The organism is Herbivorax alkaliphila, assembly GCF_030848475.1.
Classification (GTDB): domain Bacteria; phylum Bacillota; class Clostridia; order Acetivibrionales; family Acetivibrionaceae; genus Herbivorax.
In genome coordinates, this window is the sequence record NZ_JAVDDS010000032.1 from 34,020 (window position 1) to 44,163 (window position 10,144).

A 10,144-nucleotide genomic window follows, 5' to 3' on the forward strand; every position below is an offset into this window, starting at 1 on the left:
TTTATAAAATTCATAATTTTTATCTTATTCTAAGAATCTACCTGAAGATTCCATATTTAGATTTAACTAAACTAGTTTACTTAGTCTGTATCAGCGCATTATGTTAATGCCTACAAAAAAATGATACCAAGATATTATACCACTTTGCAAGCCTTTTAACAAATTAGGGTAGTATATATTAAATGTGAAGAGAAATGTTTAAGAAACTAAAGTTGTGCAGTTTATCAATTTCTAACTTCCAACTTCTAATGTCTAACTTTTAGAAAAAATGGATTTTAGTTCATTTTGAACATGCAGGGAATTTTATTATAAAGTTACTTCCATTCATTTCTTTTGATTGTATTTCTATTGTGCCACCAAACTCCTTGACTATTCCGTAAGTTATAGAAAGTCCAATTCCTGTACCTTTATCAACTTCTTTGGTGGTGAAAAAAGGTTCGAAAATCTTTTGTTTAACTTTTTCAGAAATTCCAATACCATTATCCATAAGTTCAATTACAACGGTATTTTTATGTGAATATCCATTTATGATTATTTTTCTGTCTTTTTCATCTGGACTGACACTTTTAAGTTCTTCAATTGCATCTCTTGCATTGCCTATGAGGTTCAAAAACACCTGTTCAAGCTTATTATGGTCTGCAAGTATAGTGGGGAGATTATCTTCAAGGTTAGTTTCTACAGTTATTTTTCTTTTTAGTAATTGTTCGCCTATAAGTTTAAATACGTCAAATAGAGGCTTTTTAATGTCAATTTCTTTTTTGGTTTGGTCAGACTGTCTTGCAAAGGTTCTTAAGTGACCTATTATTTTATTGATTCTTTCAACTTGTTCAATTATAGAATTGAGTTTTTCAAATAAGAGTTTGTCATTTAGCATATTTCTGACTTTAGCAAGAATAAGTCCCTGAGTTATAAGGTTTATGCCTGCTAAAGGTTGATTTATTTCATGAGCTATTCCAGTTGCCATTTCGCCTAAAGTTGCAAGTTTTCCCGATTGGATTAATTGAGCATCTTTTTCGCGCAATTGATCAGTTCGGATTTTAACCATGTTTTCCAAATTATCTGCATAATCTTTTATTTCCTCAACAAGACGTTTTCTTTGAATACCTGCTGTTATTTCATTTGCAATAAGACTTAAAACCTGAGATTCTTTAAGTAAAAATTGTTTTCTTGTAGTTGAAACAATAATGTGAAGTATTCCAATTAGTGAATCGTCAGAAGTTAGTGGAATATGAATTATTGACAAATCATCTTCAGTGAGAGTATTTTTCTTAACATATTTTAAAATTTGATGATTGTTAAGGTTTTCAGAATTTATTGTAATCTGTGAATATGTTTCAAAGCAACTCTTTGTATCTTTTGGCACTTCATCTTCCTTAGAATAAAAGCTGCAGCTGTGTGTTTTGCATTTTGTACAAAGCCCTGAATGGGAATTAATATAAAAGTTATTATTAAGATGGTCAAATAAACATATAAAAACAGAAGATATCTCTAAAAAATCACTTATAGCAGTACATATTTTAAAGCACATTTCATCTACTGATTTATTGGTGTTTACTAGGTGAGCAATTTCGGTAAGGGCAACTCTGCATTGTTCTTGATGAATATATTTTGTTATTTCACGGGTCATTATTAATAAGCCTTCTGTTTGATTGTTTTTATTGATTCTAGGAGTTATGGTAACAGATACTGGTAGTGATGAACCGTCTTTTCTAAGTGCACTCATCTTATAATCTACCAGATTTGACTTAAGAGGATTATCAATTAAATAAAGAAACTTTTTTTCTATAGAAACTTTTTTGTGAAGGTTATCAGGAAGTTTATTTCCAATCATTTCATTAAAGCAATAGCCATATATTAGTTCTGCACCTTTATTCCATAAAACCACTTTGTTATCAATGTCAGTTGCAATTATTGCATATTCGGTGGAACTAATCATAAGGCTTTCAAGAAGATTAGAAGGCTGGGTCTGTTTGGACAAGTGAAAAAAATTTCTATCGGTTTTCATTTTATACAACCTCAATTCCTAAAATTGTTGTATCATCATGACAAGAATCGTCTGAAAAGTCTTTTGTGACTTTCAATATTTCTTTTATAGTATCTGAAAGAGAATAGTCTTTACAGTCTTGAAGAATTTTTAGCAAATTTTTATCACCAAATATTTTATCATCACGTGATACTTCAATTATTCCGTCAGTGAAAAGCCATATTTTATCTCCTTTATTTAGTTGATTGACGCTGCAATTGTATATTGTGTCATCAAAAACACCTAGTATAGGTCCAGTAGATTCTAATGTGATATAATCGTCTTTTTGTATTACATATTGATCAATATGTCCAGCGGATACTGTGTAAAGTGTTTTTGTCTTTTTATCTATAAAGCCTAAAAAAAGTGATGCAAAAATATTTTGAGCAGTGTTAGAGTATAACTCCAAGTTAAGGTCTAATACAATTTCAGGGAATCGTCTTCTATTAATCCCCTGTTTATAATTGTATTCTATGTTTTGAAGAAAACTTTTTATTATTGTTGATATAACTGATGCCAATATTCCATGGCTGGACACGTCAAAGACATAAAAACATATATAATCTCCTATATCTGAAACGTCATACATGTCTCCACCAACATCATCACAACTTTTGTATTCTACCTTAAAGTTAAATCCATCAATATCAGGAAGCCCTTTAGGGAGCATGTTCATAAGAATTTTTAACGCTGAGTCATGAAGTCCCTGCATATAGTTTTGATGTTCTAGCAGTTCTTTGTTAATTCGAGCATTTTCTAAAAGAAGGTTCTTTTTTATTATAGCATTATTTATAGCTATTGTAAGGTTATGTGCATCAACTGGTTTTCTAAGGTATTCAAATGCACCCTCTTTCATGGAAAGAATGGCATTTTCAATGTAGCCATGACCAGTAAGGATAATAACACCCATTTCAGGCATTATTTTTTTTATTTCCCTAAGTATATCCATGCCTGATATTTCAGGCATTTTCATATCGGTAATAACAACATCTATATTATCACAATTTTTTTGAAATATTTCCAAAGCTTCTTTGCCGTTTGATACAGTTACAACTTCATTTTTATCAAGTTCTAGGATGAACCTAATGTTTTCAAGGATAGTTTTTTCATCGTCAATAACAAGTATTTTTGACATAGTATTTACTCCTTTGTTGTTTCAGAGAATTATATTCATAATTATATCAAAGATTAAATAATTTTTCTATACAATTAACAGCTTTGAAATGTTATAATGGTGACACATTTACAATGAAATATCAAATTGGAGGATTATAATGGTTATCGGAGTATGTAAAGTTATTCTTAATATTGATGAGGCATTTTCTTTAAAAGAAAAAAGACAAATAGTAAGGAGTATTGTAGAAAAATTAAAGACAAAATTTAATGCCTCGGTTGCAGAGGTTGAATTAAATGATGTTTGGAAAAAAGCTGTTATTGGAATTTCATGTACTTCAAACAAATCATCTCATGCAGACAGTATGATGGCAAATATGGTGAATTTTATTGAAAATGATGGGAGAGCAGTTTTGTTTGACTACAGTACAGAAATTATACATGTGGATTAACAATGATAGTAGAATATTTCTTTAATATGTTGTATAATATGTTTAGAGCGTTTTACATGATTAAACTAAATAAGGAATGGAATGATTTATATGAATATTCGGCGTATTGTGGCAATTATTTTTATAGTTGTGGGGTTGTTTTTGCCTTTTACTCCATCTATTAGTTTGGCGGAATCTGATAATTACGTTTATGTAATACCTGTAAAAGATGAAATAACTCCAACTATGGCAGTGTTTTTATCAGATGAGATACAAAAAGCTAATGATGCAGGTGCAGAAGGAATAATAATAGAAATCACAACATTAGGGGGCAGAGTGGACTCAACCCTAGAAATGACAGAGGCAATAATGAATTCAGATGTAGATGTATCTGTTTATGTGCAAAATAGGGCGGTATCAGCGGGAGCGTTGATAACTATTTCGGCAGATACAATATTTATGGCTCCAGGAAGCCATATTGGAGCAGCAGAGCCTAGACCTTATGATGAAAAAACAGTTTCTTTTGTAAAAGCTGAGTTTAGAGGTACTGCAGAAGCAAGAGGTAGAAGAACAGATATTGCTGAAGCAATGGTGGATAAAAACATTGAAATAGATGATTTGGTAGCAAAAGGAGAAATTTTGTCGTTGACAGCTTCAGAGGCAAAAGAGTATGAGTATGCAGAAGCAATACTTGATTCTAGACAAGATGTTTTAGAGCATATGGGATGGGATGATGCAGACGTTGTAGAGACGGACTTTTCATTGAGTATGAGGCTTGCTCAGTTTATGACCAGCTATGTAGTGGCCTCATTACTTCTTAGCATTGGAACTATTGCCATATTTACTGAAATCACAACGCAGGGATTTGGTGCTCCAGGTATAGTAGGTATAATTTGTTTTTTCTTTTATTTTGGAGGGAACCTAATTGCAGGCTATAGTGAATGGTGGCCTTTGCTTTTATTTATAGCAGGTTTAGGTATGATAGCAGGTGAAATTATTGCACCTGGATTTGGTGTATTGGGAATAGGAGGATTTATATCTGTGATTGCGGGGATTGTATTGTCAGCACCTGACTTAACACAAGGTCTTACAACTATAGGAATAGCTTTGGTGGCAGCTATTATTTTTCTACCTATATTATTTATTTTTCTTAGTAAAAAAACCAACGTGTTCAAGAGATTTATATTATCTGAAGCGGAAACTGTTGAAGATGGATATGTAAACGCTTCAGGAACTGATACGTTATTAGGTAAAAAAGGTAAGGCTGTTACAACATTGAGACCTACAGGAACTGTTTTAATTGATGGAAAAAGAGTGGATGTTGTTACTGAAGGTGAATTTTTGCCTATTGATACTGAAGTTAAGGTGGTAAGAGTTGAGGGATCGAAAATTGTAGTAGGCAAAAAAAATTAGATGTATATAAAAATAATAATAAAAAAAGTGGTTGAATGTTGCTTCAACCACTTAAAATTTTTAGTTTTGATCTTCTACAAAAACACGTTTTTTCATGTTTTCATAAATGCATTTGTACATCTTAAACAACTTAGCTGAATCAGGATTTTCACAATTCATATCTGGATGATATTTTTGAATTATGCCATTCCATCCAATTTTTAAAATCTCCTCTTGGATTTGGTTAAATTTTGTTATCAGCTTTTTGCTGTGTTGCGATGGATTCATACTACTCCCCCTCAATAAAAATTGCTTTATGTTAATATTAATTAGATTTAACTTAAACTAAGTATTTTATATAAATTTATGCGATATATTTTCTACAAAGCCTACAAATAGCTGTTTATATATAAATTATACCATTAAAAAAATGTTATATCAAGATAAATGTAATTGTTTTGAAAGGGTAGAAAAGAAAAACAAATGTATAAAAAGCTTAAGAATAATATAAATCTTAAGCTTTTAAAATATGATGTTCAAAAAAGCTGATAAAATTATCTTCTTTTTTTTGATTTTGGATCTAATTCTTTAAGTTTTTTGTCAGCAGAACGCATTAAGAAAAAGAATACAAGCCCTATTAAAGTAGCTGCAGATAATAAATATACTATATTTTGCCAAGGAATATTTTGCATAACCTATAATCACCTCCACCTAATAATAAAAATTTTAACATAAACCGAGTATAAAATCAATTATCAAGGAAGTATTATTTTTTTAACTTACAGTAAAGAATATATGGGTTATATAAACAAACGTCTGTGATACTTGCTTTTAAACTTTAAAAATCTTAAAATCTTTTGAAGTAATAATAAGTTTAAATATGAAGTTTTATATAAAATGAAATTAAAGATGAAGGTAATATCTTGTGTAATAATTAAGGGGTTTTAAATTGCAAATGGCAGTAATATGAGGTTATAATGTAATGGATGAATGCAATGATACAGTGAAGCTGATTTATATAAATATTGAGAATTGTAAGAAGGGTGCTAGAATTAAGTTAATAGTAGTTTGTATCAATGAGATTGAGAACAGTGGAGGATTAACAAATGAAGCGAAATAAAGTACTGGTTGTGGATGATGAAGAGAGAATGAGGAATATGATATCAGAATATTTTTCTCAATTAGGATATGATATTGATAATGCAGCAGATGGATTTAAAGCATTAGAAGTTTTTGAAAAAGAAGAGTATTCTCTTGTTATTCTTGATATTATGATGCCTAAAATGAATGGTTGGGAAGTTTTAAGAGAAATACGCCAAACTTCTCAAGTCCCCATAATTATGCTTTCTGCTAAAGGGGAAGAATACGACAAGCTTTTTGGATTTGAACTGGGAGTAGATGATTATGTTGTAAAACCATTTAGTTTGAAAGAACTTCTTGCTAGGTCAAAGGCAATAATAAAAAGAAGCTTTGCAGCTGATGAAAGCAAAAATCAAAATCAATTTAAAATAGAAGAATTTCAAATTGATTTTGATTCAAGAAATGTAATTATAAAGGATAAAGCTGTTGAATTGACCCCAAAAGAATATGAACTTTTAAGTTTTTTTATTCAAAATCCCAATAAAGTTTTTTCTAGAGAGCATATTTTAAGTAGTGTGTGGGGGTATGACTTTTATGGTGACAATAGAACTGTTGATACTCATGTTAAAATGCTTAGAGAAAGCCTTGGGGAATATAGAAAATTTATAGTAACTGTATGGGGAACAGGTTATAAATTTGAAATAGGAGAATTAAAATGAAAAGTATAGCTCATAAATTGTGGACAGGAATGATGCTGCTTGTAATTGTAGTTTTGGTGCTTTTATGGTTTTTTCAGATTGTTTTTTTAGAAAAATTTTATATAAATCAAAGGCTTAATGAAGTAAAAAATAGGGGTTTTTCTATTTTAAAAGAGTTTGATAATCTAGATAGAGAAGAACTTGAATATCATCTTGACAGCTTTATATACGATTATAATTCAAGTGTGGAGCTTATTGATATGGAGGGTAAAGTGATTTACAGCAATGGGCAGGGAAATCAAAGGCCGATGATGTTATATAATCAAATAAAGGGAAGTTTATTAAAAGAACTGTTAAAAGGAGAAGTAATAACTACAAAGATGGTTCATCCAAGGTTTAATAGCGAATATATGGCTATAGGTATACCTTTACTTGTAGAGGATAAAGTACAGGGGATTTTTCTCATTAACATGCCATTGGTTCCAGTGGAAGATACTGCAGACATATTAAAAGGACAGCTTTTATATATTTCTATTATATTGTTTTTAATTGCGATTATAATATCTTTTATTATTTCAAAATCTCTTACAAAACCACTGCTTAAAATTACAAAAGCAACAGGACAAATTGCTAAAGGGAATTTATCTGTAAAAATTGAGACAAATTCTAAAGATGAAATAGGGGAGCTTTCAGAAAAAATAAATTATCTTGCAAAAGAATTATCAAAAATAGAAAATTTGAGAAAAGATTTTATTGCGAATGTATCACATGAGCTTAGAACACCATTAAGCCTTATAAGAGGCTATGCGGAAACAATAAAAGATGTATCAGGAAGTAATAAAGATAAAAGAGAAAATCAACTTGAAATAATAATTGATGAAACAAAAAGGCTTAGTGAAATTGTAGATGATATATTAGATTTTTCACAAATGCAGTCAGGAAAATTGGTACTTAATAAAGAATCATTTGATATAAATGCTACAATTTTATCTGTTGTAAATAAGTATGAAATTTTTTCAGAACAACTAGGAATAAAAGTGATTTGTGATTGCTTACCAAGCATTTTGGTAAATGGTGATGAAGTAAGAATTGAGCAAGTTTTGACCAATTTGATTAATAATGCTTTGAATTATAGTGAAAAAGGTGGAAAAATAAATATAAAAACAGAAAAGAAAGAAAAAAAAGTGAGAATCTTTATATCAGACACAGGTAAGGGAATTGATGAAACAGAAATTAAATATATATGGGATAAATACTATAAAACAGAAAAGTCAAAAAGGATTGGAACGGGTCTAGGACTAGCAATTGTAAAAAATATTTTGGATGCACATGGGAATAAATATGGTGTTAAAAGTATTGAGGGAAAGGGAACAACTTTTTGGTTTGAATTAAAATTGTCTCAATTTTAAAAAAATTCATTTTTCTATCACAATTCTATCACAACTAAAAGTCATAATAAGAATATGTACTAAGGAATAACTAAATAATAATTTTCTTACTCTAAAACAGGAATTTATTAGGACTTATTCTATAGTGCAAAATTTAAAAACAGGAGTGGATTTAAAAATGAAAAATTTAAAAAAAGTTGTAGCTGCTACGGTTGCAGTGTCAGTAATTGCATCAGCGGGAATAGTTTTTGCATCAGAGTACAAAAGACCAGTTGAAATTGCTTCTGAAGTGACAGGAGACTCTACGGAAGATCTTCGCAACATTAGAGTGGAGGAAGAAAGAACATATGGAAACATAGCAGAAGATTATGGGAAGCTAGATGAGTTTAGAACAATAATGCTAGAGCAAAAAAAGGCTCTTTTAGATGAAAAGGTTGAAAGTGGTGACATTACACAGGATCAAGCAGATGAAATTCATGAGTCATTTTGTAGTGATGTTGGACAAATGAATTTTGGTAAAGATTTTTCTCTTGGGTTTGGAAAAGGACTTCATAAAAATGAAGCAGGAGAAGGAAAAAGAAATAATATGAATATGAATTTTGATGGTCAGGGAAAAAGAAATAATATGAATCAAAATGGTGAAGGCAGAGGCCCAGGTAGGGGCTGGGAAAGAAAATAAATCTAGCATAACTTTTTTAAAGCATATGAATCTATAAAAACTTAGTTTTTATAGATTCATATGCTAGGGGGTTGATAATAATTTTTTAATATTCACTTTTATAAAAGGCATGTACACTACTTAAAATCATAAGTGGGAACATAATTAATAATGTAATTATTTCTGTAGCACTATATCCAGCTTTTTTAGAAATTCCTGATTTCCAGCAAAGGGTTTTGAAGTTGAATTTTTTCATAACATTGCATATAATATTATTAATTGAATAACCGTGTTTATCAAGTACTTTTTTTACTTCGTCTACATTTTGCCGCATAATATCACTCCGTTTTTGGTTTATTTGTATCTCAAACTAATTATACCATAAAACTCAGTGATTATGCGGCTTTTAAGAGTTTTTTTGTTGGTTTTAGCAAGGGTTTTTTATTGATTTTTCAAGGTGCGAAACTCAAGTTATATTTTGGTATATAGATTTGAAGGATATACTTTTTAACACATAATAATATTAATTTAACAGAGGAGGTATAGAATGAGAAGTGTAGTAGCAAAGGAACTTAGAAAGAAATTTTCTAAAATGTTTATTCAAAAATATCCTTTTTTTAAAGAAACAAAAGATATTGATGTGCCACCAGGATGTAGGGTATACCAAAGAAAATATGAAACAGGATTTATATTTTTTTTAATATTAATAATATCACCTAAAGCTGATAACTATACTTTAGAATTTGGCTGGAATAGAGAAAATAAGGTGCCTAATTATAATGCGCCTTACATATCAAGAGAAAAATTCATTACTCCAGAAGAAGTAATGAATATTTTTGCTGAGAGTAGCACTCTATGTGCTAGGTTAGGAAGATTAACACATCCAATGCTGCAAATAGGTAAGGTTTATGTTTTAGGGCGTGACTTAGATGAATTATCACTAGATGATGATTTGTTTAACTTTGATATAGAAGAAGTGCCATTAGAAGAATCTTTGAAAAATTTAGAAGAAAGCCTTATTGATGTAATGGAAAAACTAAATAAGTATATTATTCCACTTTTTAAAAGAGTAGCAGAAAGAAATGGATTAAAACTGGAAGAGTAAATGGTTAAATAACAGGACAGGGGTAAATTCCCTGTTCTGTTTTTAAAATCAATAAAATTAAAGTAAGGGGTGCACAGCATTAAATAGAATTTGTACATGGTGTTGAAGGGTTGTATAATTATTTAAGATTATATTTTGGAATTTAGGTTACTATATTTATAAATAAGCCTAGGAGTGATTAAATGAGAAGTCTAATAGCAAAAGAATTAAGAAAGAAATTTCAAAAACTATTATTAGAAAAGTATCCTTTTTTCAA

General features: G+C 29.9%; 12 protein-coding genes. 7 read left to right on the forward strand and 5 right to left on the reverse strand.

The features are described 5' to 3' along the window. Window positions 1-280: 280 nt before the first annotated feature. Both RBH29_RS12085 and RBH29_RS12090 read right to left on the reverse strand, forming a co-directional pair. Window positions 281-2,005, reverse strand: a complete 1,725-nt coding sequence (locus RBH29_RS12085) for a PAS domain-containing sensor histidine kinase (protein WP_306697123.1) — start codon at window positions 2,003-2,005, stop codon at window positions 281-283. A gap of 1 nt (window position 2,006) precedes the next feature. Next, entirely contained in the window at window positions 2,007-3,158 is a 1,152-nt protein-coding gene (locus RBH29_RS12090; RefSeq protein ID WP_306697124.1) for a SpoIIE family protein phosphatase, read from the reverse strand. Between the two features lie 139 nt (window positions 3,159-3,297). On the opposite strand from RBH29_RS12090, the gene RBH29_RS12095 reads away from it, so the two are divergent. Beyond that, window positions 3,298-3,588, forward strand: coding sequence for a DUF503 domain-containing protein (locus RBH29_RS12095; protein ID WP_306697125.1), 291 nt, complete (start codon window positions 3,298-3,300; stop codon window positions 3,586-3,588). A gap of 90 nt (window positions 3,589-3,678) precedes the next feature. Next, the gene (locus RBH29_RS12100) at window positions 3,679-4,980 is read left to right on the forward strand and encodes an NfeD family protein (protein WP_306697126.1); all 1,302 of its coding nucleotides are present in this window, start codon (window positions 3,679-3,681) and stop codon (window positions 4,978-4,980) included. A 60-nt stretch (window positions 4,981-5,040) separates the two neighbouring features. Here the strand turns inward: RBH29_RS12100 and RBH29_RS12105 are convergent, their stop codons facing one another. After that, complete coding sequence (locus tag RBH29_RS12105) at window positions 5,041-5,247, reverse strand: J domain-containing protein (RefSeq protein WP_306697127.1); 207 nt, start codon at window positions 5,245-5,247, stop codon at window positions 5,041-5,043. 266 nt (window positions 5,248-5,513) lie between these two features. After that, window positions 5,514-5,651 (reverse strand): hypothetical protein, encoded by a 138-nt coding sequence (locus RBH29_RS12110; protein ID WP_306697128.1) that lies wholly within the window; start codon window positions 5,649-5,651, stop codon window positions 5,514-5,516. Window positions 5,652-5,941: 290 nt separating this feature from the next. On the opposite strand from RBH29_RS12110, the gene RBH29_RS12115 reads away from it, so the two are divergent. From RBH29_RS12115 to RBH29_RS12130, 4 genes are all read left to right on the forward strand, one after another. After that, window positions 5,942-6,079, forward strand: coding sequence for a hypothetical protein (locus RBH29_RS12115; RefSeq protein WP_306697129.1), 138 nt, complete (start codon window positions 5,942-5,944; stop codon window positions 6,077-6,079). Next, on the forward strand, window positions 6,066-6,758 hold the full coding sequence (locus RBH29_RS12120; RefSeq protein ID WP_306697130.1) for a response regulator transcription factor: 693 nt from the start codon (window positions 6,066-6,068) through the stop codon (window positions 6,756-6,758). The genes RBH29_RS12115 and RBH29_RS12120 overlap by 14 nt, the downstream gene beginning before the upstream one ends. Next, entirely contained in the window at window positions 6,755-8,146 is a 1,392-nt protein-coding gene (locus tag RBH29_RS12125) for a sensor histidine kinase (protein WP_306697131.1), read from the forward strand. Before RBH29_RS12120 ends, RBH29_RS12125 begins: the two co-directional genes overlap by 4 nt. A 157-nt stretch (window positions 8,147-8,303) precedes the next feature. Beyond that, window positions 8,304-8,804: a hypothetical protein gene (locus RBH29_RS12130; RefSeq protein WP_306697132.1), complete on the forward strand. Its 501-nt coding sequence runs from the start codon at window positions 8,304-8,306 to the stop codon at window positions 8,802-8,804. Window positions 8,805-8,889: 85 nt separating this feature from the next. Here RBH29_RS12130 and RBH29_RS12135 read toward each other — a convergent pair whose 3' ends face one another. Then, window positions 8,890-9,117, reverse strand: a complete 228-nt coding sequence (locus tag RBH29_RS12135) for a hypothetical protein (RefSeq protein ID WP_306697133.1) — start codon at window positions 9,115-9,117, stop codon at window positions 8,890-8,892. 213 nt (window positions 9,118-9,330) lie between these two features. Here RBH29_RS12135 and RBH29_RS12140 point away from each other — a divergent pair, with 213 nt between their 5' ends. Then, window positions 9,331-9,888, forward strand: coding sequence for a hypothetical protein (locus RBH29_RS12140; protein WP_306697134.1), 558 nt, complete (start codon window positions 9,331-9,333; stop codon window positions 9,886-9,888). Window positions 9,889-10,144: the final 256 nt, after the last annotated feature.